Below are 24,707 nucleotides of genomic sequence, written 5' to 3'. Positions count from 1 at the left end.
CTTCAGGACATGACCGTCATGTCGTTGACTCCTGGCGCATCTCGCCGTTCAGGGCCGCGACCAGCAGTTCCGCGTCGACGCCCGCCCGTCGCAGCACCTCCACCGCGCGACACTCCGGGTCGCCGGCGAGGGCGGCGAGGAGATCGGGCCCCTCGGCCCGGGACGCGCCGCGGGCCCCGGCCCGGGCGATCGCTCCGCCCATGGCCGCCGCGGCGGCGGGCGACCAGCCGGACAGGGCCCCGCCGCCGAGCCTGCCGTCGCCCCCGTCACCATCCCGGGGGCACATCCGGGGCACCGCACCGGAGTCCTCCACCGACCCGCTCCACTGCACGCCGTAGCCGATGGCGCGCTGCGCCAGATAGCCGAGCAACCGCGCGACCTGCGGCGGGCCGCCGGCTATCGCGGCCCGCGCCCGGGGGTCCGCCTCGAGCAGGGTGTGCAGCAGATGGGCCGTGTCGACCTGCCGGTCGCCATCGCGGAACGCCCGTCTGCGCGCCCCCGCGACCACCGCGGCCAGCTCCTCGCCGAGCCGGCCCTCGAATCCGGCGCCGACCTGGCCGGTGGGGCCGGTGTCGCGGGTGGTGCCGGTCTCAGGGGTACTTTTTCGCACGCTCTCACCCCATCAGTCCCCGGAGTCCGGAGCATCCCCGCCGGGAAGCATGTGGGCCTCCCACCATAGTTGGGTATCGACGGCCGGATCTCCTCCTCGCGGAGGAGCACACCATATTCCTGACGGTCCGTCAGTATTGAATGTTGACGGCGCCGGGGCTACGTTGCGCGACACCGCCGGGGCTCCCGGGCCACAGCGCCCGACCCGGGCGATCCAGGCGATCCGAGCGTCGCGGAACTCCACGGAAGGGGTGGCCCCATGGCCGAGGTCAGCGCCCAGGCGCGCATCGAGGCATCGGCCGAGAAGGTGTGGGCCCAGCTGACGGACTTCACCTCGTGGGGCCGGTGGAACGCCACCCACACCGGCTTCCCGGAGGGCGGCCCCGCCACCCTCGAAGCGGGGGCGGTCTATCAGGAGAACATGAAGCTGATGGGCTTTCCGGCGGAGGTGGCCTGGACCGTCGAGGCCTGTGAGCCGGGCCGGGTGTTCGCCACCCGGGGCAAGGGCCCCATGGGGGTGAATCTGACCATGCGCTATGCGCTGACGCCGGAGGGCGAGACCACGACGGTCCGCGTCGACGGCGAGTTCACCGGCCCCGCGGTCTCCCTCATGGCCGGAAAGCTCAGGGACTCGGCGACCGCCGCGCTCAACGAGTCGCTGCGCAAGCTCGGCGGACTGGTCGCCTGAGACACCCCCGCACCCCCGGCCCGCTCCCCCCGCTCAACTCTCGTCGCTCTGGTCGTCCTGGTCGGCGAGGATCAGATACAGCCGCTTGCGGGAGTCGTTGATCACCGCGACGGCCTTCTGCCGCTGCTCGGGCGAGCCGGTCTTCCAGACCTGCGCGAACGCCTCCATCAGCCCGAAGCCCGCCTGCCGGATCTCCTGCATCGACTCCCAGTCGACGCCGCGCCCGACCTCCTCCCAGGGGGCCTGCGCCCCGGACTCGGCCTCGACCCGGCCCTCGTCGGTGAGGGCGAACAGCTTCTTCCCGCCCTCGCTCGCGCTGCTGATCAGCCCCTCGTCCTCGAGCAGCTGGAGCGTCGGATAGACGGACCCGGGGCTCGGCCGCCAGGCGCCGGCGCTGCGCTCGGCGATCTCCTGGATCATCTCGTAGCCGTGCATCGGGCGGTCCCGCAGCAGCGCCAGGATCGAGGCGCGCACATCGCCGCGCCGCGCCCTCCCGCGCGGGCCGCCCCGGCCGCGGCCGCCGAACGGGGGGCCGCCGAAGGGCGGGCCGAACGGGCCGAAGGCCGCACGCCGTCCCTCGAACTCAGCCCGGCCGCGCTGTCCGCGCTGGCCCGGTCCGAAGTGTTCATGTCCATGGTGACGCATGACGTTTCCTTTCATCGTCGAACTGTCACGATGCTTCGACGATATATCGGAACCGATCGTATGGCAAGGCCCATGCGACCGGCCGGACCGATCAGGAATCAAGAAGCGCCGGTCATCGAGCCACGCCTAGCCTGGCCACCACGGATCGAGCAGCCGTACGGCACACGAACGCCGTACCGTTGCCGCGACCGCACCGACGAACCAGACGTACCACCCAAAGCTCGCGCAGGCGGCCCCGCCTCACAGATGGAGACACGATGAGCACGACCACGAGGACGGACACGCAGTCACCCGCGCCGCACATCGCCGACAGCCACGATCTGATCCGCGTGCACGGCGCGCGCGAGAACAACCTCAAGGACGTCAGCATCGAGATCCCGAAGCGCCGGCTGACGGTGTTCACCGGCGTCTCCGGCTCGGGCAAGAGCTCGCTGGTCTTCAACACGATCGCCGGGGAGTCCCAGCGGCTGATCAACGAGACGTACAGCGCGTTCGTGCAGGGCTTCATGCCGACGTCGGCGCGGCCCGAGGTCGACGTCCTCGACGGGCTGACCACCGTGATCACCGTCGACCAGCAGCGGATGGGCGCCGACCCCCGCTCCACGGTCGGCACCGCCACCGACGCCAACGCGATGCTGCGCATCCTCTTCAGCCGGCTCGGGAAGCCGCACATCGGCCCGCCCAGCGCGTACGCCTTCAACGTCCCCTCGGTCCGGGCGAGCGGGGCGATCACCGTCGAGCGCGGCGCCAAGAAGGCGGTGAAGGCGACCTTCAGCCGCACCGGCGGCATGTGCACGCGCTGCGAAGGCCGGGGCTCGGTCACCGATCTCGACCTCACCCAGCTCTACGACGACACGAAGTCACTCGCCGAAGGCGCGATCACTGTCCCCGGCTACAAGGGGGGCGGCTGGAACTCCCGGCTCTACGCCGAGTCGGGCTTCTTCTCCCCGGACAAACCGATCCGCACGTTCACCAAGAAGGAGCTGCACGACTTCCTCCACCGCGAGCCGACCCGGATGAAGATCGCGGGGATCAACATGACCTACGAAGGGCTGATCCCGCGGATCCAGAAGTCGATGCTCTCCAAGGACAAGGAGGCGATGCAGCCGCACATCCGGGAGTTCGTGGACCGGGCGGTCACCTTCACCACCTGCCCCGAGTGCGACGGCACCCGGCTCAGCGAGGGCGCCCGCTCGTCGAAGATCAAGAAGATCAGCATCGCCGACGCCTGCGCGATGCAGATCAGCGACCTGGCGGAATGGGTGCGCGGCATCAAGGAACCGTCGGTGGCGCCGCTGCTCACCGCGCTGCGGCAGACCCTCGACTCGTTCGTGGAGATCGGACTGGGCTATCTCTCCCTCGACCGCCCGGCGGGCACCCTCTCGGGCGGCGAGGCACAGCGCACCAAGATGATCCGCCACCTCGGCTCCTCGCTCACCGATGTCACCTATGTCTTCGACGAGCCCACCACGGGCCTGCACCCCCATGACATCCAGCGGATGAACGACCTGCTGCTGCGGCTGCGGAACAAGGGCAACACGGTGCTCGTCGTGGAGCACAAACCGCAGACCATCGCGATCGCCGACCACGTCGTCGACCTCGGCCCCGGCGCCGGTACGGCGGGCGGCACCGTCTGCTTCGAGGGCACCGTCGAGGGGCTGCGGGCCGGCGGCACCGTCACCGGCCGCCACCTCGACGACCGGACCGGCCTCAAGGAGACGGTGCGGACGCCCAAGGGCCGACTTCCGATCCGCGGCGCGACGACGCACAACCTGCGGAACGTGGACGTCGACATCCCGCTCGGGGTGCTCTGCGTGGTCACCGGAGTGGCGGGCTCCGGCAAGAGCTCCCTCGTACACGACTCGCTGCGGCAACAGCCGGGGGCCACCGACCAGGGCGTCGTCTCCGTCGACCAGAGCGCGATCCGCGGCTCCAGGCGGAGCAACCCGGCGACGTACACCGGGCTGCTCGACCCGATCCGCAAGGCGTTCGCGCAGGCCAACGGCGTGAAGCCGGCGCTGTTCAGCGCCAACTCCGAGGGCGCCTGCCCCACCTGCAACGGCGCCGGCGTCGTCTACACCGACCTGGCGATGATGGCCGGTGTCTCCACCACCTGCGAGGACTGCGAGGGGAAGCGGTTCGAGGCATCGGTGCTGGAGTACCACCTCGGCGGCCGCGACATCAGCGAGGTGCTCGCGATGTCGGTGGCCGAGGCCGAGGAGTTCTTCGGCGCCGGGGATGCGCGCAGCCCGGCCGCGCAGCGCGTCCTCGGCCGGCTCGCCGACGTCGGGCTCGGCTATCTCACCCTCGGCCAGCCGCTGACCACGCTGTCCGGCGGCGAGCGGCAGCGGCTCAAGCTGGCCACCCACATGGCCGAGAAGGGCGGCGTCTACGTGCTCGACGAGCCGACCGCCGGCCTGCACCTCGCCGACGTCGAGCAGTTGCTCGGCCTGCTCGACCGGCTCGTCGGCTCCGGCAAGTCGGTCATCGTGGTCGAGCACCACCCGGCGGTCATGGCGCACGCCGACTGGATCATCGACCTCGGCCCCGGCGCCGGACACGACGGCGGCCGGATCGTCTTCGAGGGCGCCCCCGCCGACCTCGTCGCCGACCGCTCCACCCTCACCGGCGAGCACCTCGCCGCCTACGTCGGAGCCTGAACGAGGCCCGGGCGGAACGTCGTCCCGCGGGGCGGGTCAGGCCGTCGGCAGCCAGTCGACCCTGCCCGCCAACAGGGCGTATCCGACGAAGGCCACGATGTCGATCAGGGCGTGCGCGGCCACCAGCGGCCCGACCCGCCCCCAGCGGCGGTAGAGCAGCACGAACACCACGCCCATCGCCACATTGCCGAAGAAGCCGCCGATGCCCTGATAGAGGTGGTACGAGCCGCGCAGCACCGAGCTCGCCAGCAGCGCGGCCATCGGCGTCCAGCCCAACTGCCCGAGCCTGCGCAGCAGATAGCCGACGACGATCACCTCCTCCAGCACGGAGTTCTGCACGGCGGAGGCGATCAGCACGGGCATCTTCCACCACACGTCGGGCAGCGCCTCGGGCACCACCGTCAGATTGGCCCCGGCCGCCCGCGCCCCGAGGTAGAGCAGCAGCCCGGTGCCGCCTATCGCGGCGGCCAGCGCGGCGCCCCGGCCCAGGTCGAAGGCCGGCCGCCGCCGGTCGAAGCCGATGGCGCGCAGCCCGGCGCCCTCCCGCAGCAGCAGATGGGCCACCAGCGCGACCGGCACCAGCGCGGTGGAGATCCCGAAGAGCTGCCAGGCCAGATCCAGCCAGGGCCGGCCCGGCGCCTGTGAGGCGTTGAGCGTGGCCGCCTTGTCCTTCAGCCCGCCGGGCGCGGTCACCGAGCCGATGAAGCTGATCAGCGCCGACACACCGCTCGCGCCCAGCGACAGCGCCAGGACCAGGAGCGTCTCCTGGCGCAGGGTGCGTTCCGAGAGGCCGCCCCCGGGCGGGGAAAGCTCCATGTCACGCGCGTGTGACTGCACCCGTGCCTCCAATTCCGCTTTTTCGCCTCATGGGTGGTCGTGTGCCGCTAGGGTCTCGAAAACAGTTCCGAAGACAGCGCGCGGCCGTCGGGAAGGGGCGCTGTCCTCCTTGCGCGCCTCACTCCTGACAGCTTCATCCTCACAGGAGACGCAGCACATGGGACGTCACAGTCTGCCCGAGGACTCAACCGGCCCTGACCACTCGCCACGGCAGGACCCTACGGGGTCCCGGTCCGCAGCCCGCCGCCGGGCCGTCGCGATCTGCACCGCGGTCGTGCTGGCCCTGGCCATCGGTGCCGCGCTGGTCCTGCGCGGCGCATTACTGACCCCGATGAAGTCCTGCGCGAGCGACGCCGTCCGCCTCGGAGTGGCCGCCTCCCCGGACATCGCCCCGGCGGTGCGCGAGGTCGCCGAGCGCGCCCGGTCCGCCCAGGTCCGGTCCGACGGCCGCTGTCTCGATGTGAAGGTCACCAGCCGGGCATCCGGGGACGTAGCCGGCGCGCTCGTCAAGGACGGCCGCGACCCGGGATTCCAGGTGTGGCTGCCGGACTCCAGCGTGTGGGTCGACCGCGTGTCGTCCTCCGCCCCCAAGGCCGTCCCGCTGGACACGCTCGGCGGCGTCGCGTCCTCGCCGGTCGGCGTGGCGGCGACCCCGCCGGCCGCGGAGCGGCTCGGCTGGCCCGAGAAGAGGTACAGCTGGGCCCGGCTGGCCGGGGCCGCGACCGGCAGCACGGATCTGCGGCTCGGAGCGGCTGACCCGGCGCGCAGCGCCACCGGGCTGCTCGCCCTCGCCCGCGTCAACGCCTCAATAGCCGAGGAGGGCGGCGGCCCCGGAAAGGGCGGCCCGGCCGACACGCGGGCCGCGGCCGCCGCGAAGCTGCTCTCCGAGCGCACCTCCGACAGCGACGACCAGGTCCTGACCACGCTGCCGCGTGACGGCTCGGGCGCGGAGGAGGGGAATCCGCGGCGCAATCAGGCGCTGTTCCTGTCCGAGCAGGCCGCGTACCGCCACAACACGCGGGCCGGCGACGCCCCTCGGCTGCGGCTGTTCTACCCCGCGGACGGCACCGCCGAGCTCGACTACCCGTACACGGTGCGCGGCGGCGACTCTGTCACCACCGCGCGCGCCCGGGCCGCCACCCGCTTCATGACCTTCCTGGCCGACGCCGAGAGCCGCCGGATCCTCTCCGGACACGGCTTCCGGTCGGCGAGCGGCAAGGCGGTCGAGGAGGTGGCCCGTACGGCCGGCGGCAAGGCGCCCCAGCCGTACCGGGCGGTCCCGGGCTCGGGGCCGTCGAGCGCGGAGCTGGACACCGCGCTGGGCATGTGGACGATCACCGTGCAGAGCGCCCGGCTGAACACGGTCGTGGACGCCTCGGCCTCCATGTCGGCCCCGGTGCCCGGGCGGCGCGGCGAGTCCCGGATGGACGTCACCAAGGCGTCCCTGCTCCAGGCGCTGTCGCAGTTCACGCCGGAGGACGAGATCGGGCTGTGGGAGTTCTCCAGGCGGCTCGACGGCGCCCGGGACTACCGCGAGCTGGTCCCGACCCGCAGGCTCGGCCTGAGCAGCGCGGACGGGTCCACCCAGCGCGATCGGCTGACGGCCGCCTTCGGCGCCCTGGAGCCGGTGGCGGGCGGGGCGACCGGGCTGTACGACACGACGCTCGCGGCGTATCGGAAGGCACGCGACGGCTATGCGGAGGGCAAGTTCAACGCCGTCGTGATCCTCACCGACGGGTCCAACCAGGACGAGGGCAGCATCTCGCTCGGGGCGCTGGTCAAAGAGCTGGACCGGCTCACCGACCCGGACCGCCCGGTGCCGCTGATCACCATCGCCGTCGGTCCGGACGCCGATCTGTCGGCGTGCGAGGAGATCGCGAAGGCGACGGGCGGATCGGCGCAGCAGGTGGCCGACCCGGCGCAGATCAACGCGGTGATCCTCAAGGCGATCGTGTCGGCGAGCCAGGCGGGCACCGGGACGAGGTGAGCAGGCGGGCGGGGACGCGCCCGCCCGTCCACCGCGTCCGTGGTCAGTCGGCGAGGCCGACCGGCCAGGTGTGGACCGGCTCGCCGGTGCGCATCAGCTCGCAGTAGCGGCGGGTCATCGCCGCCAGCGCGCCGTCCCGGTCGAGCCCCCTCCCCCTCGCCCGGTGATACGTGGCGGCCTGCCAGGACGCGCCGTTGACCCGCAGTCGGCAGCGCTCCTCGATGATCCCCAGATAGCGCTCGCGGTCGGCCGGCTCGACGCCCCAGGCGTCGAGCCCGGCGGCGGCCAGCGGCAGCAGCTCCTCCTGGACCAGCCGGACGGCGGGGATGCGCACGGTCGACGAGGAGCGGCCGCCCGGCTTGGGCCACCGCAGGACCGCGTCGATGCCATGGCGGCAGGCGGTGTCGAAGTTGGCCGCCGCGGCCTCGAACGGCAGCCGCTTCCACACCGGGCGCGGCTCCTCGGCGAGCGCCCGCACCAGGCCGTAGTAGAAGGCGGCGTTGGCGATGACATCGGCGACGGTGGGCCCGGCGGGCAGCACCCGGTTCTCCACCCTCAGATGCGGCACGCCGTCGGCGACCGCGTACACGGGGCGGTTCCAGCGGTAGATGGTGCCGTTGTGCAGCACCAGTTCGTTCAGCCGCGGCACCCTGCCGTCGTCCAGCTCCCGCAGCGGGTCCTCGTCCCCCGCGGTCGACAGCAGCGGCGGGAAGAAGCGCAGATTCTCCTCGAAGAGCTCATACGCGTCGCTGATCCAGCGCTCGCCGAACCAGGTGCGGGGACGCACGCCCTGGGCCGCGAACTCCGGCGGGCGGACGTCGGTGGCCTGGAGGAACAGCGGTGGCCGGGACTCGCTCCACACCTCCCGGCCGAACAGGAAGGGGGAGTTGGCACCCACCGCGATCTGCGCGGCGGCCACCGCCTGGGCCGCGTTCCACACGGCCGCGAACCGGCCGGGGGTCACCTGGAGATGCAGTTGGACCGAGGTGCAGGCGGCCTCCGGGGCGATCGAGCCGGAGGCGTAGCGGAACCTCTCCTCCCCTTCGATGTCGATGAGGAAATCCTCGCCGCGGGCGGCCAGCATCTGTTCGTTGAGGAGTTTGTAGCGGTCGTCGTAGGAGAGGTTCGTGGAGCCCAGGTCATGGGCGGCGAGGGTGGGGAGAATTCCGATCATAACGATCTCGGAGGCCACTTCCCCCGCCTTGCGATCGGCATATGACAACCCCGTTCGGAGCTCTTCCGCCAACTGGTCGAGAACCCTTCCGTGCAATCGGTGGGGCACGATGTTTACTTCAAGATTGCACTGCCCGAGTTCGGTCTGGAAATCATGGCTGGCGATTCTCTCCAGAACCTCCGCGTTCAACATCCTCGGCATCCCGTCGGCGCCCGCGAGATTCAGCTCGATCTCCAGCCCCATGAGATTCTTCGGACGGTCGAATCGCTTCTCGGCCAGGAGCCGGGCCAGCGCTTCGAGACCCTGTCGGAGCCTCACGCGCTGCCGCTGCCGTCCGGACGGATCGAACTCCCCGGCTATGACCTTCTCCCCCATCGAAGCGTCCTTCCTCGAGTGGATCAACGGCCCCCGGCCGCGTACATCACGCTCGATGATGCCCAGCCAATGTGATCGATAACGCCACGCGCCGACCCCTCAGCCGATAGGCTCTGCACAGCCCCGCATTGCCGTGATGAAAAACACTGGCGACTTCAAGCCTACCCCGGCTGGGTTAAAATGCCAGGTCATATCCGTGCATATGGCAGAGAATCGGCGAAAATCCCCTCGCCCCGGCGGGCCGGATAAGTGCTTGTCCGCAATACCGGGGACAGGTACGTGAAACAAGACGGGAACACTTGTCGTATAAACTCGGCAACCGAGGCAGAGAGACAACGCCCTGATGTCCCGTCAGGCCCCTCTGACCCGCACACTCCGACAGCGCCATCCGCACCTGGCACGCCAGCGCTCCACCGTGTCTCCGAAGTGAGAGGCGACCCACCATGCCGCTGCACGTCCCTCCGGCTCCAGCGCCTGCTCTGAACAGCATCCGCACGGCCCTTGGCTCTCCCACCGCCGTCCGTACCCCGCTCCTCGGCTCCCTGGACGGACCGTTCGAGCTCGAACTCCCGCTCCCCGTCCACGTCCTGGACGACATCACCGCCCCCGACGGCCCGCCGACGGCGCGGCTCACCGGATGGCGGTTCCTGATCCGCGACACCGAGCGGACGGTGGCCTCCGCCGAGGCGATGCTGACCGCCGACGGCTGGGTCTTCTCGCACTTCTCCGAAGGCCCGTACGTGTCGTCGGCCGAACTGGCGCTGAGCCAGGCCGAGTCGCTGTCCTCGGTCCATCAGCCCAGGCTGCTGTCCATCCCGGAGCTGTACATGCTGACGCTGTGGCTGCGCGGCGACCCGACCGCCGACGCCTCCGAAGGCCACCTCGCCGCGGAAGACCTGCTGGTGCCGCTGACCCCCGCCCCGCCGGGCATCGCCGCCCACCGCGCGTACCGCGCGGCGGATCTGCTGCCGGTGCTCACGCTCCGGCTGACGCGGACGCCGCTGCTCGGCTCGTCGGCCTGACGGCCCGCGGCGCCCGCCGCCGCCCCGCGCCCGAGCGCCCCGTGATCCGAGGATCACGGGGCGCTCCGCTGCGGGCTCGTAACAGTCCCGTCAGGATGAACCGTCCACTCGTGTGATGCGTCATTATCAAGCGAGTACCGGTGCCGTGAAATCCCTGCGGAAACCGGCCCGTAGGGCAACACTTGGAGCATCCGACCGACTGACCAACGGGGGGCGGCCATGACTGCCGCAGCAAGCCACAGGACACTTTCCACATCGCAGCGAGAGATCTCTTCCATGTGCCAGCATCAGCCCGCGTGCCCGTCAGCCGACTCCGCCGACCGGGAGGCCGCCCACCTCGTGGCGCACCACCCCGAGCAGGGCTGGAGCCTGCTGTGCAATGGCGTCCTGCTCTTCGAGGACACCGGCGAGCTGCTGCCGGACGGACAGATCATCGCCCCGCGCCGGCCGCTGGGCGCCGAGCGCGTCGCCACCGCGGCCTGACCATCGCGGTCTGACCCTCGCGGTCTGACCACCACGGCCCGGCGCTCCGACCGGGCCCGCGCTCCATCAGGGGCCGGCCGGCGTGTCCGCCGCACCGGCCCCGTACCCGACCGCGCCCGGCGGGTCAGCTCTCGTACGACTCCAGCGGCGGGCAGGAGCAGACCAGGTTGCGGTCCCCGAAGGCGCCGTCGATGCGCCGCACCGGCGGCCAGTACTTGTCCGCCGCCGACACCCCGGCCGGGAACGCCGCCTCCGCGCGGGTGTAGGGGTGCTCCCACTCCCCGCTCAGCGCGGCCGCCGTGTGCGGGGCGTTCCGCAGCGGGTTGTCGTCCTTGGGCCACTCCCCCGAGCCCACCTTCTCGATCTCCGCCCGGATGGCGATCATCGCCTCGCAGAACCGGTCCAGCTCCGCCAGGTCCTCGCTCTCCGTCGGCTCGATCATCAGCGTGCCGGCCACCGGGAACGACATCGTGGGCGCGTGGAACCCGTAGTCGACCAGCCGCTTGGCCACATCGTCGACGCTCACGCCGGTCGCCTTGGTCAGCGGCCGCAGATCGATGATGCACTCGTGGGCGACGAGACCCCCGGGGCCGGTGTAGAGCACCGGGTAGTGCGGCTCCAGGCGCTTGGCGACGTAGTTGGCGCCGAGCACCGCCACCTGGGTGGCCCGGCGCAGCCCCTCGGCGCCCATCAGCCGGACGTACGCCCAGGAGATGGGCAGGATGCCCGCCGAGCCCCAGGGCGCGGCCGCGACCGGCCCCACGCCGGTCGCCGGGCCCGCCGCCGGCTGGAGCGGGTGGTTGGGGAGGTACGGCGCGAGGTGTTCGCGCACCGCGACAGGGCCCACGCCGGGACCGCCGCCGCCGTGCGGGATGCAGAAGGTCTTGTGCAGGTTCAGATGGGAGACATCACCGCCGAACCTGCCCGGCCGGGCCAGCCCCACCAGCGCGTTGAGGTTCGCGCCGTCCACATAGACCTGGCCGCCCGCGTCGTGCACGGCCGCGCAGATCTCGCTGATGTGCTCCTCGAACACGCCGTGGGTGGAGGGGTAGGTGACCATCAGGACGGCCAGTTCGTCGCCGTACTGCTCGATCTTGGCGCGCAGGTCGTCGGCGTCCACCTCGCCGTCCTCGCCGGTCCTGACCACGACGACCTTCATGCCCGCCATCACCGCGCTGGCGGCGTTGGTGCCGTGCGCGGAGGACGGGATGAGGCAGACGGTGCGCCGCTCCTCGCCGTTGGCGCGGTGGTAGGCGCGCACGGCCAGCAGCCCGGCCAGCTCGCCCTGCGACCCGGCGTTCGGCTGGAGGGAGACCTGGTCGTAGCCGGTGACCTCGGCCAGCCGCTCCTCCAGCTCGCGGATCAGCGTCAGATAGCCCTGGGCCTGCTCGACCGGCGCGAACGGATGCAGCGCGCCGAACTCCGGCCAGGTGACCGGCTCCATCTCCGTGGTGGCGTTGAGCTTCATGGTGCAGGAGCCGAGCGGGATCATGCCCCGGTCCAGCGCGTAGTCGCGGTCGGCCAGGCGCCGCAGATAGCGCAGCATCGCGGTCTCGGAGCGGTACTTGTGGAAGACCGGGTGGGTCAGATACGTGTCGGTGCGCAGCAGTTCGGCGGGGAGCGCGTCGGCCGCGGCGGCGTCGAGCTCGTCGATGGCGGGCAGGCCGCCGTCCACGCCGAAGGCCGACCAGACGGCGGCGAGCTGGGCGCGCCCGGTGGTCTCGTCGCAGGCGATGCCCACATGGTCGGCGTCGGTCAGGCGCAGGTTGACCCCGGCCTCGCGGGCCGCGGTGACGACCTCGGCGGCCCGGCCCGGGACATACGCGGTCAGGGTGTCGAAGAACGCGCCGTGCACGGTCTCGACGCCCCCGGCCCGCAGCCCCTCGGCGAGCACGGCCGCGTAGCGGTGGGTGCGCCGGGCGATGGTCGAAAGCCCTTCCGGGCCGTGGTAGACGGCGTACATGCCGGCCATCACGGCGAGCAGGACCTGGGCGGTGCAGATGTTGCTGGTGGCCTTCTCGCGGCGGATGTGCTGCTCGCGGGTCTGAAGGGCCAGGCGGTACGCCTTGTCGCCGTCGGCGTCGACGGAGACGCCGACCAGGCGGCCGGGCAGGCTGCGGGCGTAGACCTCGCGGACGGCCATGAACCCGGCGTGCGGGCCGCCGAAGCCCATCGGCACCCCGAACCGCTGGCTGTTGCCGACCGCGATGTCGGCGCCCAGCTCGCCGGGCGAGGTGAGGAGGGTGAGGGCGAGCAGATCGGCGGCGACGGTGACCACGGCGCCGAGCTCATGGGCCCGCTCGATGACCGGGCGCGGGTCGCGCACGGCGCCGGAGGCGCCCGGGTACTGGAGCAGCACGCCGAACACCCCGCGCTCGGCCACCTCGGCCGGTATGCCCGCCGAGAGGTCGGCGACGACCACCTCGACGCCGGTGGGCTCGGCGCGGGTCCGGATGACCGCGACGGTCTGCGGCAGAGTGTCGGCGTCGATCAGGAACACGCCCTGCTTGACCTTGCCCACCCGCCGCGACAGCGCCATGGCCTCGGCGGCGGCGGTGGCCTCGTCCAGCAGCGAGGCGCCGGCCGTGGGCAGCCCGGTGAGGTCCGCGACGACGGTCTGGAAGTTGAGCAGCGCCTCCAGCCGGCCCTGGGAGATCTCCGGCTGGTAGGGCGTGTACGCGGTGTACCAGGCGGGGCTCTCCAGCACATTGCGCAGGATCACCGGCGGGGTGAACGTGCCGTAGTAGCCGAGGCCGATCATCGGGGCGAGCAGCTGGTTGCGCTCGGCCAGACCGCGCAGCTCGGCCAGCACCTCGGCCTCGGTGCGGGCCGGGGGCAGCCCCAGCCCCTCGGCGCTCTTGATGACGTCCGGCACGGCGGCCTGGGTGAGCTCGTCGAGCGAGCCGAAGCCGACCTGCGCGAGCATCTTGGCCTGGGCCTCGGCGTCGGGTCCGATATGGCGCTGCTCAAACGGAGTACCGCGTTCCAGCTCGGTCAGCGAGGTGCGGTTGGCAGTCATCTGCGAGGCCTCCTGGTCTGTACGACCGACGAGGGGCACCACGGCGCGGGGTGCCCGAACGGCCTCCCCCTCTGTCATCTCAACCTGAGAGCTTCACCGGTTCGCGGGCGGCGATCCGGCTTTCACCGTCGGTGAGGAGGGGTTCCGGTGCTGTACTCGCCCGTGGCCCACCCTGCTTTCCAGAGTGACCTCACCCGCACGGTACGTGTGCCTGAGAGTTTCCGGGGAGGATTTGCTCCTTCGGCGCCTCCGACGACATCGTCGAAGAGCTCTCCCGCACGGGGTCTGCAGCCACCGTCAGCCTACCAGCGAGCCTGCCGCCAGGGGTTTTGGGCGAGCGCTCGAGTGGACGGGCACGGAATTGTGGCTTTTCTTAGATATCACGGCATTGACGATGAAACAGTCACCTATGGGAGAGAGTGTGCAGACCGACATCGATCCGCGGACCCTCATCGGCCGGAAGGCCTTGGACCGCGACGGCGCGAAGATCGGCACCGTGGACGAGGTCTACCTCGACGACGCGACCGGCGAGCCGGAGTGGGCCGCGGTACGCACCGGGCTGTTCAGCCGGGACGTGTTCGTGCCACTCGAACCGAGCGAGATCGTCGACGACACGCTGCGGGTGCCGTACGAGCGGGCGCTGATCAAGGACGCGCCGGACTTCGGAGTCGGCCGCCATCTGTCGCCCGAGCAGGAGTTGCAGCTCTACCACCACTACGGTCTCGACGTGAGCGGCTGACCCCGGCCCGGGCCCTGGCCCTGGACCTGGCTTTCGGCCGGGTCGGCCTCGGGGGCGTCGCTCACGGCGGGCCGGATCAGCGGCAGCGGCTCGCCCGGCTCCAACGCCGGGTCGTCGACCGCGAACGTCCGCACCCGGCCCGGCCGCGACCAGGGCTCCTCGAACCGCACGGTCACCCGGCCGACCCCGCTGCCCTGCACCCACCCCGCCCCGTACTCGGCGTGTCGCACATCGAGGCCGGGCAGCCAGCGGCGCGGCCTGGCGGTGTCGTCGGGCTCGTCGCTCCCCTCCAGGACCGCCGGGGCGGGCTCGGGTGTCCCTCCGGCCTCCCGCGCCCCCTCCGCGTCCTCCTGTGCCTCGTGGGCGGCCTGCGCGGCCTGGGCGAACAGATCCTCCTGGGTGTAGTCCGCCAGACCGCTCACGCCCACTCCCAGCAGCCGCACCCCCGCCGTGGTGTCCACGCCCTCCAGCAGCCGCGCCGCAGCCTCCCGCACCACCGTGGGGTCATCCGTCGGCCCGCGCAGCGTCTCGGACCGGGTCAGCGTGGAGAAGTCGTAACGCCGCACCTTGAGCACGACCGTGCGCCCCGAGCGGCCGGCCCCGCGCAGCCGCCGCACACACCGGTCGGCGAGCCGCGCCACCTCCACCTGCACCCGCGTGCGGTCGGTGAGGTCGACGTCGAAGGTGTCCTCCACCGATACGGACTTGGCGTCCCGCTCGGCGACCACCGGCCGGTCGTCCCGCCCCCAGGCCATGCCGTACAGCGACGCGCCATGGGCCTTGCCCAGCAGCCGCACCAGCTCCTCCTCCCCCGCCTCCCGGGTCTCGGCGACCGTGTGGATCCCGGCCCGGCGCAGCGCCTCCCCGGTGGCCGGACCCACCCCGGGGAGGGTCCGCACCGGCATCGGCCCCAGCAGCTCCCGCTCGGTCCCCGGCTGGATGAGCGTCAGTCCATCGGGCTTGGCCTGCTCGGAGGCGATCTTGGCGAGCATCTTGGACCCGGCCAGGCCCACCGAGCCGGTCAGCCCGGTCGCCGCCGCTATGTCCGCCCGCAGCCGCTCCCCCACGGCCCGCGCCGCCGCGGAGGTGGCCGGAACACCGCCCGCCTCCAGATCCACGAACGCCTCGTCCAGGCTCAGCGGCTCGACCAGCGGGGACAGCGCGCCCAGCAGGCCCATGACGGTGTCACTCACCTGGCGGTACAGGGAGAAGCGGGGGGTGAGATACGCCGCGTTCGGACAGAGGCGGCGGGCCTGGGCCATCGCCATGGCCGAGTGGACCCCGAACACCCGCGCCTCATAGGAGGCCGTGGCCACCACGCCGCGCGGCCCGAGGCCGCCGACGATCACCGGCTTGCCGCGCAGGCTGGGCTTGGCCGCCTGCTCCGCCGCGGCGTAAAAGGCATCCATGTCCAGATGCAGAATGGTCGGCGCACCCCTCACACCTACCGATGCTGCCGCATGCCACTGACACTCGCGGCCCGGGCGCGCGGCCCGGGCCGGACGGTCTCAGCCCGCGCGGTTGCGGCGCCGCGCCAGTTCGTCGGTGGGGTTGTGGCCCACCAGCGTCTCGCCGGTGTCCACCCGCTCGCCGTGCAGCTGGGCGAGCGCGCTCTCCACGTCCCGCCACACCACGCCCACGGCGATCCCGAAGACGCCCTGGCCGCCCTGGAGGAGGTCGACCACCTCGTCGGGCGAGGTGCACTCATATACCGTCGCGCCGTCGCTCATCAGCGTCATCTGGGCGAGGTCGTCCAGGCCGCGCGAGCGCAGGTGCTGAACGGCGGCCCTGATGTTCTGGAGGGACACGCCGGTGTCCAGCAACCGCTTGACGATCTTGAGGACGACGACGTCCCGGAAGCTGTAGAGCCGCTGGCTGCCCGAGCCGTAGGCGGGCCGCACGCTGGGCTCCACGAGCCCGGTGCGCGCCCAGTAGTCCAGCTGGCGGTAGGTGATGCCCGCGGCAGCGCACGCGGTCGGACCGCGATACCCCACCTTCTCGGGCTTCGCCACGGCGCCTTCGCGCGGCGGTGCGGCCTGTGCCGCCACCCGAGCCTTCAGTGCCGGTTCGGCCGGTGCGCTCCCCTGGAGCGCATACGGACCGCCTGCCGCCGTGCCGTCGCCGCTGCTTCTCACGCCGACCTCCGTCCTCGACCTGCCATCTCGACGGTAGGCAGTCACCCGGGGTGCGTCAACGATCGCCACACTCGGCACGCCGAGTGATAATCACCCTACGGGTGGTTTCCCGTGCCCCTCTTGCGGGAAAGGCTACTCGAATGCGCTGGCGAAGATCGGCGGACAGCTCAATGCCCGCCGCTTACCGGCCACTGCCGGCTCGGCGGCCGCACTCGGCCTCAGCGCCTCCGACGGCTCACTGACTGCTGGTGCCGAAGTCCTCGGGCGAGATCTGGTCGAGGAACTCGCGGAACTTCTCCACCTCGTCCTCCTGCTCGTCCGGGATGGCGATCCCCGCGTCGTCCAGCACCCCGTCACTGCCGTAGATCGGCGTGCCGGTGCGCAGCGCCAGCGCTATGGCGTCGGACGGCCGGGCGCTGACCTCCACGCCGCTGGCGAACACCAGCTCCGCGTAGAAGACTCCCTCGCGCAGATCCGTGATCCGGACCTCCGTGAGCTGCTGGCCGACCGCGTCGAGCACGTCCTTGAAGAGGTCGTGGGTCAGCGGGCGCGCCGGAGCCATGCCCTGCTGGGCGAAGGCAATCGCCGTCGCCTCCCCCGGTCCGATCCAAATGGGGAGGTAGCGGTCGCCTCCTACCTCGCGCAGGAGCACGATCGGTTGGTTGGAGGGCATCTCCACCCGGACACCCACGACGTCGAGCTCGTTCACACAGCAACCCTAGGACGTGCCCGGCCGGTTTGGATAGTCGGGACCGCGCCGGTCACCGCGAACCGGCCCGCAGAGCGGACTGGACAAAGGCCGCGTGAAGCCGCACGGACAGCTCGGCCAGCTCCCGGGCGCTGGCCTCCGCATGCGCTCTGGTCTGCGGATTTCGGTGTTGTCGCAGGGGCGCCACCACCTGCTCGACCAGCCCCGCCTCGCGCTCCGCGGCGGCTTTCATGATCCGCAAATGACGTGGTTCCAGACCGAAACGACCCAGGTCCGCGACGAGCCTGGCGACCGTCACCGCCTCGATGTCGTATCCGCCGTCCGCTCCCGGCCCGATCAGCCCGAACGACTCCCACTCGGCCAGTCTCCCCTCGTCGATCCCGGCCGCGGCCAGCAGCTCGGCCCGGCCCACGCGGGCGGCCGTGGGGCGCTCCACGCCCCTCTCCGGGCCCTCCTCGACCGAGGCGGGCAGCCGGGAGCCGGAGGCCGCGACGGGCAGCTGTGGCCGCTCGCCGCGCTCCAGGGCGTCGAGATGCTCCCGAATGACCTTCAGTGGCAAATAGTGGTCACGCTGCATCCGCAGGACATGGCCGAGCCGCGCCACGTCCTCCGGACTGAATTTGCGATAGCCGGAGGGCGTGCGCCGCGGCTCGACCAGGCCCTCGGCCTCCAGGAAACGGATCTTGGAGACGGTGACCTCGGGGAATTCGTCCCGCAGCAGATTCAGCACGGTGCCGATGCTCATCGACCGGCTGCCCGTGGGGGCGGTGCCGGTGTCGGCACCGCCCGACGGTGTCTGAAGCATGGACCTCCCCTGACGGGTCAGATGCCGAAGCCCCGCAGACTCGGGTAGAAGACCATCCGGTACTTGCCGATCTGGACCTCGTCACCATTGTTGAGAATGGCCGAGTCGATCGGCTCGCGGTTGACATACGTCCCGTTCAGGCTGCCGACGTCGGCGACCGTGAAGGAGCCGTCCTGGCCGCGCCGGAACTCCACATGGCGGCGCGAAACCGTCACGTCGTCCAGGAAGATGTCGCTCTGCGGATGACGCCCGGCCGTGGTCACATCGCTGTCCAGCAGGAAGCGGCTGCCCGAGTTGGGCCCGCGGCGGACCACCAGCAGCGCCGACCCCGGGGGCAGCGCCTCGACAGCGGCCTGGGCCTCCGGCGAGAGCGAGGGCAGCGGAGTCTGCCCGGTCACCTCGGAGTCGTACGCCTCCAGCCCGGAGATCGAGATGGTGGAGGTGGTCTCCGAGGCACGCTCGGACGGCGCCTGGCCCCGCAGCGGCGCACCGCAGTTGGAGCAGAACCGGCTGGCCACGGCGTTCTGATGGCCGCACCTCGTGCATACCTGCAAGCCGACCCCTCCGCCCGTGTTCGCGGTCGATGGCTCCCCGAAACCTATGCGTCCGGACGCGGAAGGGTCAACAGAAGACGCGCCCTGACCACCCGGAATGCCTCCACCGTCCCGGAACAGCGGACGCTCCTCGCTCACCCCGCTCTCCTCCGCGGCACGCGGGGCACGGTGGCGGGCAGTGCTGCTGCCGCCGTCCTGGCGTGCGCTCTTGCCGAACAACTTCCCGAACAACTTCACGGGCGATTCCCCTTGACTGAAACAGACCCGCCCGTGGGGCAGGGCAAACCCTCGATGCACACACCAGACGGTCCGGACACCATCACAACGTCCGTGACCACCAGACAGTTTCCATCACGCGCCACTCTTCCGGTGCGCCGACCCCCCGCGGCCTCATTGTCCCGCCGCGAGACTCCCATACCGAACCGCCTCACCGCGACGACGACCGAGCGTAGTCAGGCCGCTTCGCCGACCGCAAGGCGTCGACGACGATCTTCTTCGAGCGCTCGATGGACACGGTGGCCTGCTCCTTCTCCAGGCTCTGCACCACTCCGCCCGGAATGTTCAGGGCCGGCTCCAAGTCCTCCGGCTTGCCGATGACCTTGATCACGTACGGCTGTGTCACTTTCCGTCCATCGATTTCCACCGCGCCGCCGACGTCCGCGAAGTACGTGCTCGCGACCACCCGCACCTCGCCGATCTGAATGGCCTCGGCCCCGGCGGCGCGCAGTTCCTGGACCGCGTCGAGCAGCATGTCCGACTCCACGGTGCCCTTCGACGCGTCGATCTTCATGGTGATGCCCGGACCCTCAGCGGCGACCGTGCCCGCGAGCACCCCGAGCTGCCGCTCCTTCTGGGCCGTCTGCTTACGGGCCTCCTCGGCCTGGTCCGAACTGTTCTCCAGGTCGTTCCGCTGGTTCTCCAGCCGCTGCTTCTCCTCCTGGAGCCGCTGGGTGCGGTTGTCCAGCTCGTCGAGGATGCGGACCAGGTCCTCCTGCCGCGCGCCGCGCAGCACGCTGTTCTCATTGGTCGAGCGCACCTGGATGGCCAGACCGAGCCCGAGGCCGAACAGCAGGAGCGCCACGATGAGTTGAGCCCGCGTCAGCCGTGGCGGCCACAGGCCCTTCACCAGCCGCTGACGGCCGGTGGACGGCTCCTGGGGCGTCGAGGCCGCCGAGGGGCTCCCCCGGTCCTCAGCACCGTCTCCGGGCCCCTCACCGGGCTCCGCGCCGGAGCCCTCGCCCGGCTCACCGTCCGGTGTGGTGTCCCGCCCGGACTTCTCGGGCCTCTCGGGCTTCTCAGGCCTCTCGGGCCTGCGGGGCTCCTCCCGTCGCGCCTGGGGAACCGTCCCCGGCTCACGGGTCTCATCCGGCTCGCGGGTCGCCCGCTGGGGCTGCTCCGGGGCGTCGTCGGTCGTCATCGGCTCACGCCCGGAAGACATGGCGGCGGATGGCGGCGGCGTTGGAGAAGATCCGGATGCCGAGCACGACCACGACACCGGTGGACAGCTGGGCACCGACCCCGAGCTTGTCGCCGAGGAAGACGATCAGCGCGGCGACCACCACATTGGACAGGAACGAGACGACGAAGACCTTGTCGTCGAAGATCCCGTCGAGCATCGCCCGAAGGCCTCCGAACACCGCGTCGAGCGCGGCGACGACGGCGATCGGCAGGTAGGGCTCGACCACCGTCGGCACCACGGGTCGGACGACAAGTCCGACCACGACTCCCACGATGAGGCCCAATACGGCGATCACGATGTGCCCTTCCCTGTGTCGGTGCCGCGCTTCCCGGCGCCACCGGCTATCGGTTCTGCGGTTCGTACGATCAGACTCGGCGCGGCCGGAAGCCGCACCTCGTCCTCGACGGAGATGTTGGTGCGGATCCCATAGTTCTCGTGCAGCACATGCAGGTACTGTCCGTCGGCACTGTCCTGGAATGCCGTGCTCAGCCGCCGTCCGTCCCCCACCGCGAGCACCGTATACGGAGGCGCCAGCGGCTTGTTGTCGACCAGTATGGCGTCTCCCGCGGCCCTGATCGCCGACAGGGCGGTCAGCCGCTGCCCATTGATCGAGACGGCCTCCGCGCCCGACTGCCACAGCCCGTTGACCACCCGCTGCATATCGCGGTCGCGCACCCGGCCGGTGTCGGAGAAGTCCGCGCTCTCCCGCGGCCCCCCGCCACCGCCCTGGTCGGCCTCCTTGGCGTCGTTGACCACCAGCTTGACCCCGGGGCCGTTCACCTCGGTCGCCCCGGACAGCAGCGCGACCAGCTCGCCCTTGGCCCCGCCGTGTTTCTCCAGCGCCTGCTGCTGTCTGTCGCCGACCTCCTTGCGGAGCCGGTCCAGGCTCTTCTGGAGGTCGTCCGCCTTCGCGTTCCCCGACTCGATGCGGGCGATCAGCTTTTCCCGGTCCTTGGCCAGCTTCGGCGCCGCCATCCGGGCCTCAGCCGCACCGAGGGTCACCACGCCCGCCGCCAGCACCAGCCCTGCGGCCAGCACCAGCCTGCCGCGCAGGGAGCGCGGCAGCCCCCGGCGGCCCTCCGTGCCATGGCGCGCGGCGGCCTCGGCGTACCCGTCGTCGAGGCTGTGGTCCATCACATTCGTCAGCAGCGACATGGACGCGTCGAGACGTGGACGAGGGCTCGGCGGAGCTGTGCTCCGAACGGGGGGCTGCTGCGGCATGCCGCACATCGTCGCACGTCGGGGGCGCAGCCGCCGAATGGCCCCACCGGCGCGCCGGGCGCGGGCCGGGGGCGGCGCGGCCCCCGGGTAGCCCCGGGGGCCCGCCACACCCTGTCAAACGCTCCTCACCTGCGGAAACGGATCAGCGGCCGGCGCTCTCCACCGCGGCGGACCACTCGTCGAGGAGCGCCTGCGCGGACGCGTCGTCCGGCCCCTCCGCCCACAGATGGGTGACCGCCTCGGCGGGGTCGGGCAGCACCATGACCCAGCGCCCGTCCGCCTCGACCACACGGACGCCGTCGGTGGTGTCGACGGACCGGTCGGCCGCCGCCTCCACCACGCGGCGCATGACCAGCCCCTTGACCGCCCATGGCGTGGCCAGATCGCGGCGCAGCACATGGGCGCGCGGAATGCGGGCGTCGATCTGGCTGAGGGTGAGCTGGGTACGGGCCACCAGCCCGATGAGGCGCACAAAGGCCGCGGTGCCGTCGAAGACGCTGCTGAACTCGGGGATGATGAACCCGCCGCGCCCGTCCCCGCCGTAAATGGTGCCCTCGGCCCTGGCGACCCGGGTGAGGTCGTCGGCCGCGGTCGTCGTCCACTCCACCTGCGTGCCGTGGTACGCCGCCACCTGTTCGGCGATGCGCGTGGTGGTCACGGGCAGCGCCACCCGCCCGCTGCGCCGCTCCGCGGCCACCAGGTCCAGCATGACCAGCAGGGCGCGGTCGTCCTCGACGATGCGCCCCCGCTCGTCCACCAGCGAGAGCCGCTCACCCACCGGGTCGAAGCGCACACCGAAGGCAGCGCGGGCCGAGGCGACGATCTCACCGAGCCGGACCAGGCCGGAGCGGCGCGCCTCCGCCGTCTCGGTCGGACGCGACTCGTTCAGGCCTGGATTGATGGTCAGCGCGTCGACACCGAGCCGGCCAAGGAGACTGGGCAGAACGAGCCCGGCGCTGCCGTTCGTGGCGTCCACGACGACCTTGAGGCCGGACTCGGCGATGCCGCTGGTGTCCACGGCGCGCAGCAGCGACCCGGTGTACGAGTCGAAGACGCTCGAGGGGAAGCTGAGGTCGCCGATCTCGCCGGGGAACGCCCGCCGGTACTCCTGGCGCGCGTACACCCGGTCCAGCTTCCGCTGGCCGGCGGCGGACAGGTCGGCCCCACGCTCGTCGAAGAACATGATGTCCACGGAGTCGGGCACTCCGGGCGAGGTACGGATCATGATGCCGCCGGCGCTGCCGCGCGCCGTCTGCTGGCGCGCCACGGGCAGCGGCACATTCTCCAGATCGCGCACATCGATGGCGCTGGTCTGGAGCGCCGAAATCACCGCCCGTTTGAGCGCCCGCGCACCACGGGAGTGGTCACGCGCGGTGGTGACCGTGGAGCCCTTCTTGAGGGTCGTCGCATAGGCCCCGGCGAGCCGCACAGCGAGCTCCGGGGTGATCTCCACATTCAGGATCCCGGACACCCCGCGGGCCCCGAAGAGATGGGCCTGGCCGCGTGACTCCCAGATGACCGAGGTGTTGACGAAAGCGCCCGCCTCGATTGTCTTGAACGGGTACACCCGGACATTGCCCTGGACGATCGACTCCTCGCCGATCAGGCACTCATCACCGATGACCGCGCCGTCCTCGATCCGGGCGGCACGCATGACATCGGTGTTCTTCCCGATGACGCAGCCGCGCAGATTCGCCTGCTGGCCAACGTACACATTGTCGTGAACCACGGCTCTGTGCAGAAAGGACCCGCTCTTCACCACGACGTTGGACCCCACGACGGTGTGCTCGCGGATCTCCGCGTCCGCTTCCACCTTCGCGTAGTCGCCGATGTAGAGCGGGCCGCGCAGCTCGGCGTCCTGGTGCACCTCGGCGCCCTCGGCGACCCACACCCCCGGGGAGATCTCGAAGCCGTCGATTTCGACGTCGACCTTGCCCTCCAGCACATCGGCCTGGGCCTTCACATAGCTCTCGTGGGTGCCGACGTCCTCCCAGTAGCCCTCGGCGACATAGCCGTAAATGGGCTTGCCTTCCTTCATCAGCTGAGGGAAGACATCACCGGACCAGTCGACGGGCACATCCGGCTCGACGTAGTCGAACACCTCCGGCTCCATCACATAGATGCCGGTGTTCACCGTGTCGGAGAAGACCTGGCCCCAGGTTGGCTTCTCAAGAAAGCGCTCGACCCGGCCGCCCTCGTCGACGATGGTGATCCCGAACTCGAGGGGATTGGGCACACGGGTCAGACAGACCGTGACCAGCGCGCCCTTCTCCTTGTGAAAATTGATCAGCTCGGTGAGGTCGAAATCCGTCAGGGCATCACCCGAAATCACGAGAAAGGCATCGTCCTTGAGTGCCTCTTCCGCGTTCTTGACGCTGCCGGCGGTGCCGAGTGGCTTTTCCTCATTGGCGTACGTGAGCTCCATGCCGAGCTCCTCGCCGTCCCCAAAATAGTTCTTGACCAGCGATGCGAGGAACTGGACGGTCACCACGGTCTCGCACAGACCATGCCGCTTGAGCAGCCGCAGCACATGCTCCATGATCGGCCGGTTGGCCACCGGCAGCAGCGGCTTGGGCATGGTCGAGGTCATCGGGCGCAGGCGAGTACCCTCGCCACCCGCCATCACGACGGCCTTCATGTCGGAAGCGTCCTCCTTGAAGAGACGACGGTCATGCCGACTGACGCACCCCGATGGCCCACACCTATCGCATTACGGGCACCCCGCCACTACGGGCTGCCACATCAGCGAGCTCAGTCGGCCGCAGCGTCCGCCTTGACGAGTCGGCGGACCTGAACCACGTAGAGGACTCCTGCCCACCAATAGAGCGTTGTACCCCATCCTGCGAACGCCCATCCGAAAATAGCAGCGATGGTGTGAAGTGGGCCACTTCCATCACTCAGAAGGAGCAACGGGAAGGCGTACATCAGGTTGAAGGTCGCGGCCTTGCCGAGGAAGTTGACCTGGGGCGGAGGATAGCCATGGCGCCGCAGGATGCCGACCATGACCAGCAGCACCAGCTCCCGCGCGAGAAGCACCGCGGTCAGCCAGATCGGCAGGATGTCGCGCCAGGTCAGACCGACGAGTGTAGACAGAATGTAGAGACGGTCGGCCGCCGGATCCAGAATCCGGCCAAGGCTGCTGACCTGGTTCCAGCGACGGGCCAGCTTCCCGTCCAGATAGTCGCTCACACCGCTGAGCGCCAGCACGAGGAGTGCCCATTGATCACTCTTCGGCCCACCGAACTCGGGCCGCAGGATCAGCCACAGGAAAAGCGGAACGCCGGCCAGACGCGCGGCGCTCAGGATGTTCGGGATGGTGAGCACGCGGTCGGTCTGGACGCGTGTCTCCTGGACCTCCACCCGGGAGCCTCCTGTGGGAACGGTGCTGACAGATGCTCCATGACCTTACCCGTAACGTATCGGGGGTCTGGCACGGGGCCCTGTATACGACAAAAGCTCCGGGCGGAACCCAATGGTTTCGCCCGGAGCTTTTCAAAGATTGTTCGGCGGCGTCCTACTCTCCCACAGGGTCCCCCCTGCAGTACCATCGGCGCTGAAAGGCTTAGCTTCCGGGTTCGGAATGTAA

General features: G+C 70.8%; 21 protein-coding genes, 1 rRNA gene and 2 riboswitches. Of the genes, 6 read left to right on the top strand and 16 right to left on the bottom strand.

The window, feature by feature from the left end:
* Nucleotides 1–16: 16 nt before the first annotated feature.
* Nucleotides 17–610: a Clp protease N-terminal domain-containing protein gene (locus ACZ4WQ_RS29845; RefSeq protein WP_385348772.1), complete on the bottom strand. Its 594-nt coding sequence runs from the start codon at nucleotides 608–610 to the stop codon at nucleotides 17–19.
* 258 nt (nucleotides 611–868) lie between these two features.
* Here ACZ4WQ_RS29845 and ACZ4WQ_RS29840 point away from each other — a divergent pair, with 258 nt between their 5' ends.
* Nucleotides 869–1,297 (top strand): type II toxin-antitoxin system Rv0910 family toxin, encoded by a 429-nt coding sequence (locus ACZ4WQ_RS29840; protein ID WP_398373062.1) that lies wholly within the window; start codon nucleotides 869–871, stop codon nucleotides 1,295–1,297.
* Nucleotides 1,298–1,330: 33 nt separating this feature from the next.
* Here ACZ4WQ_RS29840 and ACZ4WQ_RS29835 read toward each other — a convergent pair whose 3' ends face one another.
* A complete protein-coding gene (locus ACZ4WQ_RS29835) occupies nucleotides 1,331–1,942 on the bottom strand; it encodes a PadR family transcriptional regulator (protein ID WP_361189835.1) in 612 nt (203 codons plus the stop codon).
* 257 nt (nucleotides 1,943–2,199) lie between these two features.
* Here ACZ4WQ_RS29835 and ACZ4WQ_RS29830 point away from each other — a divergent pair, with 257 nt between their 5' ends.
* The gene (locus tag ACZ4WQ_RS29830) at nucleotides 2,200–4,602 is read left to right on the top strand and encodes an ATP-binding cassette domain-containing protein (protein WP_398373059.1); all 2,403 of its coding nucleotides are present in this window, start codon (nucleotides 2,200–2,202) and stop codon (nucleotides 4,600–4,602) included.
* Nucleotides 4,603–4,638: 36 nt separating this feature from the next.
* Here ACZ4WQ_RS29830 and ACZ4WQ_RS29825 read toward each other — a convergent pair whose 3' ends face one another.
* A complete protein-coding gene (locus ACZ4WQ_RS29825; protein ID WP_311729588.1) occupies nucleotides 4,639–5,418 on the bottom strand; it encodes a CPBP family intramembrane glutamic endopeptidase in 780 nt (259 codons plus the stop codon).
* 178 nt (nucleotides 5,419–5,596) lie between these two features.
* Between ACZ4WQ_RS29825 and ACZ4WQ_RS29820 the strand changes: the two genes are divergently transcribed.
* Nucleotides 5,597–7,426 carry a substrate-binding domain-containing protein gene (locus ACZ4WQ_RS29820; RefSeq protein ID WP_398373057.1) on the top strand — a complete coding sequence of 610 codons (1,830 nt, stop codon included), beginning with the start codon at nucleotides 5,597–5,599 and terminating at the stop codon, nucleotides 7,424–7,426.
* Between the two features lie 43 nt (nucleotides 7,427–7,469).
* Here ACZ4WQ_RS29820 and ACZ4WQ_RS29815 read toward each other — a convergent pair whose 3' ends face one another.
* Nucleotides 7,470–8,975: a glutamate-cysteine ligase family protein gene (locus tag ACZ4WQ_RS29815; RefSeq protein WP_398373055.1), complete on the bottom strand. Its 1,506-nt coding sequence runs from the start codon at nucleotides 8,973–8,975 to the stop codon at nucleotides 7,470–7,472.
* A 443-nt stretch (nucleotides 8,976–9,418) separates the two neighbouring features.
* On the opposite strand from ACZ4WQ_RS29815, the gene ACZ4WQ_RS29810 reads away from it, so the two are divergent.
* Both ACZ4WQ_RS29810 and ACZ4WQ_RS29805 read left to right on the top strand, forming a co-directional pair.
* Complete coding sequence (locus ACZ4WQ_RS29810) at nucleotides 9,419–9,997, top strand: hypothetical protein (RefSeq protein ID WP_311729591.1); 579 nt, start codon at nucleotides 9,419–9,421, stop codon at nucleotides 9,995–9,997.
* Nucleotides 9,998–10,273: 276 nt separating this feature from the next.
* On the top strand, nucleotides 10,274–10,480 hold the full coding sequence (locus ACZ4WQ_RS29805) for a DUF5999 family protein (protein WP_352132752.1): 207 nt from the start codon (nucleotides 10,274–10,276) through the stop codon (nucleotides 10,478–10,480).
* A gap of 124 nt (nucleotides 10,481–10,604) precedes the next feature.
* Here ACZ4WQ_RS29805 and gcvP read toward each other — a convergent pair whose 3' ends face one another.
* The gene (gene gcvP, locus ACZ4WQ_RS29800) at nucleotides 10,605–13,499 is read right to left on the bottom strand and encodes an aminomethyl-transferring glycine dehydrogenase (RefSeq protein WP_398373050.1); all 2,895 of its coding nucleotides are present in this window, start codon (nucleotides 13,497–13,499) and stop codon (nucleotides 10,605–10,607) included.
* 61 nt (nucleotides 13,500–13,560) lie between these two features.
* Nucleotides 13,561–13,688: riboswitch (glycine riboswitch) on the bottom strand.
* A riboswitch (glycine riboswitch) is annotated at nucleotides 13,689–13,786 on the bottom strand.
* A gap of 122 nt (nucleotides 13,787–13,908) precedes the next feature.
* Here gcvP and ACZ4WQ_RS29795 point away from each other — a divergent pair.
* Nucleotides 13,909–14,238 (top strand): PRC-barrel domain-containing protein, encoded by a 330-nt coding sequence (locus ACZ4WQ_RS29795; RefSeq protein ID WP_311729594.1) that lies wholly within the window; start codon nucleotides 13,909–13,911, stop codon nucleotides 14,236–14,238.
* On the opposite strand, the gene ACZ4WQ_RS29790 is transcribed toward ACZ4WQ_RS29795, so the two are convergent.
* From ACZ4WQ_RS29790 to rrf, 11 genes are all read right to left on the bottom strand, one after another.
* Nucleotides 14,214–15,680, bottom strand: coding sequence for a DNA polymerase IV (locus ACZ4WQ_RS29790; RefSeq protein WP_311729595.1), 1,467 nt, complete (start codon nucleotides 15,678–15,680; stop codon nucleotides 14,214–14,216). The two genes, ACZ4WQ_RS29795 and ACZ4WQ_RS29790, sit on opposite strands and share 25 nt — an antisense overlap.
* Before the next feature lie 66 nt (nucleotides 15,681–15,746).
* On the bottom strand, nucleotides 15,747–16,373 hold the full coding sequence (locus tag ACZ4WQ_RS29785) for a MerR family transcriptional regulator (protein WP_311729596.1): 627 nt from the start codon (nucleotides 16,371–16,373) through the stop codon (nucleotides 15,747–15,749).
* A gap of 235 nt (nucleotides 16,374–16,608) precedes the next feature.
* Nucleotides 16,609–17,082, bottom strand: a complete 474-nt coding sequence (locus ACZ4WQ_RS29780) for a bifunctional nuclease family protein (RefSeq protein ID WP_014181304.1) — start codon at nucleotides 17,080–17,082, stop codon at nucleotides 16,609–16,611.
* A 52-nt stretch (nucleotides 17,083–17,134) separates the two neighbouring features.
* Nucleotides 17,135–17,887: a transcriptional regulator FtsR gene (ftsR, locus tag ACZ4WQ_RS29775; RefSeq protein WP_398373046.1), complete on the bottom strand. Its 753-nt coding sequence runs from the start codon at nucleotides 17,885–17,887 to the stop codon at nucleotides 17,135–17,137.
* Nucleotides 17,888–17,904: 17 nt separating this feature from the next.
* Nucleotides 17,905–18,738, bottom strand: a complete 834-nt coding sequence (locus ACZ4WQ_RS29770) for an FHA domain-containing protein (RefSeq protein ID WP_358849294.1) — start codon at nucleotides 18,736–18,738, stop codon at nucleotides 17,905–17,907.
* Nucleotides 18,739–18,868: 130 nt separating this feature from the next.
* Nucleotides 18,869–19,858 (bottom strand): DUF881 domain-containing protein, encoded by a 990-nt coding sequence (locus ACZ4WQ_RS29765; RefSeq protein WP_398373043.1) that lies wholly within the window; start codon nucleotides 19,856–19,858, stop codon nucleotides 18,869–18,871.
* Between the two features lie 4 nt (nucleotides 19,859–19,862).
* Complete coding sequence (locus ACZ4WQ_RS29760; RefSeq protein ID WP_003984969.1) at nucleotides 19,863–20,195, bottom strand: small basic family protein; 333 nt, start codon at nucleotides 20,193–20,195, stop codon at nucleotides 19,863–19,865.
* Nucleotides 20,192–21,130 carry a DUF881 domain-containing protein gene (locus tag ACZ4WQ_RS29755; RefSeq protein ID WP_311729611.1) on the bottom strand — a complete coding sequence of 313 codons (939 nt, stop codon included), beginning with the start codon at nucleotides 21,128–21,130 and terminating at the stop codon, nucleotides 20,192–20,194. Before ACZ4WQ_RS29755 ends, ACZ4WQ_RS29760 begins: the two co-directional genes overlap by 4 nt.
* A 133-nt stretch (nucleotides 21,131–21,263) precedes the next feature.
* The gene (locus ACZ4WQ_RS29750; protein WP_311729600.1) at nucleotides 21,264–23,759 is read right to left on the bottom strand and encodes a mannose-1-phosphate guanyltransferase; all 2,496 of its coding nucleotides are present in this window, start codon (nucleotides 23,757–23,759) and stop codon (nucleotides 21,264–21,266) included.
* Nucleotides 23,760–23,872: 113 nt separating this feature from the next.
* Nucleotides 23,873–24,481: a CDP-alcohol phosphatidyltransferase family protein gene (locus ACZ4WQ_RS29745; RefSeq protein WP_311729601.1), complete on the bottom strand. Its 609-nt coding sequence runs from the start codon at nucleotides 24,479–24,481 to the stop codon at nucleotides 23,873–23,875.
* Nucleotides 24,482–24,622: 141 nt separating this feature from the next.
* A 5S ribosomal RNA gene (gene rrf, locus ACZ4WQ_RS29740) occupies nucleotides 24,623–24,707 on the bottom strand; the annotation flags it as partial.

Source organism: Streptomyces sp. NPDC028305 (assembly GCF_055569495.1).
This window is presented reverse-complemented; position numbering and strand designations above follow the sequence as displayed.

Bases quoted from the DNA above. Each gene is read 5' to 3' on its own strand.
- ACZ4WQ_RS29840 (WP_398373062.1), top strand. From the start codon at position 869: ATGGCCGAGGTCAGCGCCCAGGCGCGCATCGAGGCATCGGCCGAGAAG.
- ACZ4WQ_RS29830 (WP_398373059.1), top strand. From the start codon at position 2,200: ATGAGCACGACCACGAGGACGGACACGCAGTCACCCGCGCCGCACATC.
- ACZ4WQ_RS29805 (WP_352132752.1), top strand. From the start codon at position 10,274: ATGTGCCAGCATCAGCCCGCGTGCCCGTCAGCCGACTCCGCCGACCGG.
- ACZ4WQ_RS29795 (WP_311729594.1), top strand. From the start codon at position 13,909: ATGGGAGAGAGTGTGCAGACCGACATCGATCCGCGGACCCTCATCGGC.
- ACZ4WQ_RS29825 (WP_311729588.1), bottom strand. From the start codon at position 5,418: ATGGAGCTTTCCCCGCCCGGGGGCGGCCTCTCGGAACGCACCCTGCGC.
- ACZ4WQ_RS29815 (WP_398373055.1), bottom strand. From the start codon at position 8,975: ATGGGGGAGAAGGTCATAGCCGGGGAGTTCGATCCGTCCGGACGGCAG.
- ACZ4WQ_RS29765 (WP_398373043.1), bottom strand. From the start codon at position 19,858: ATGACGACCGACGACGCCCCGGAGCAGCCCCAGCGGGCGACCCGCGAG.
- ACZ4WQ_RS29820 (WP_398373057.1), top strand. From the start codon at position 5,597: ATGGGACGTCACAGTCTGCCCGAGGACTCAACCGGCCCTGACCACTCG.
- ftsR (WP_398373046.1), bottom strand. From the start codon at position 17,887: ATGCTTCAGACACCGTCGGGCGGTGCCGACACCGGCACCGCCCCCACG.
- gcvP (WP_398373050.1), bottom strand. From the start codon at position 13,499: ATGACTGCCAACCGCACCTCGCTGACCGAGCTGGAACGCGGTACTCCG.
- ACZ4WQ_RS29750 (WP_311729600.1), bottom strand. From the start codon at position 23,759: ATGAAGGCCGTCGTGATGGCGGGTGGCGAGGGTACTCGCCTGCGCCCG.
- ACZ4WQ_RS29755 (WP_311729611.1), bottom strand. From the start codon at position 21,130: ATGTGCGGCATGCCGCAGCAGCCCCCCGTTCGGAGCACAGCTCCGCCG.
- ACZ4WQ_RS29810 (WP_311729591.1), top strand. From the start codon at position 9,419: ATGCCGCTGCACGTCCCTCCGGCTCCAGCGCCTGCTCTGAACAGCATC.
- ACZ4WQ_RS29835 (WP_361189835.1), bottom strand. From the start codon at position 1,942: ATGCGTCACCATGGACATGAACACTTCGGACCGGGCCAGCGCGGACAG.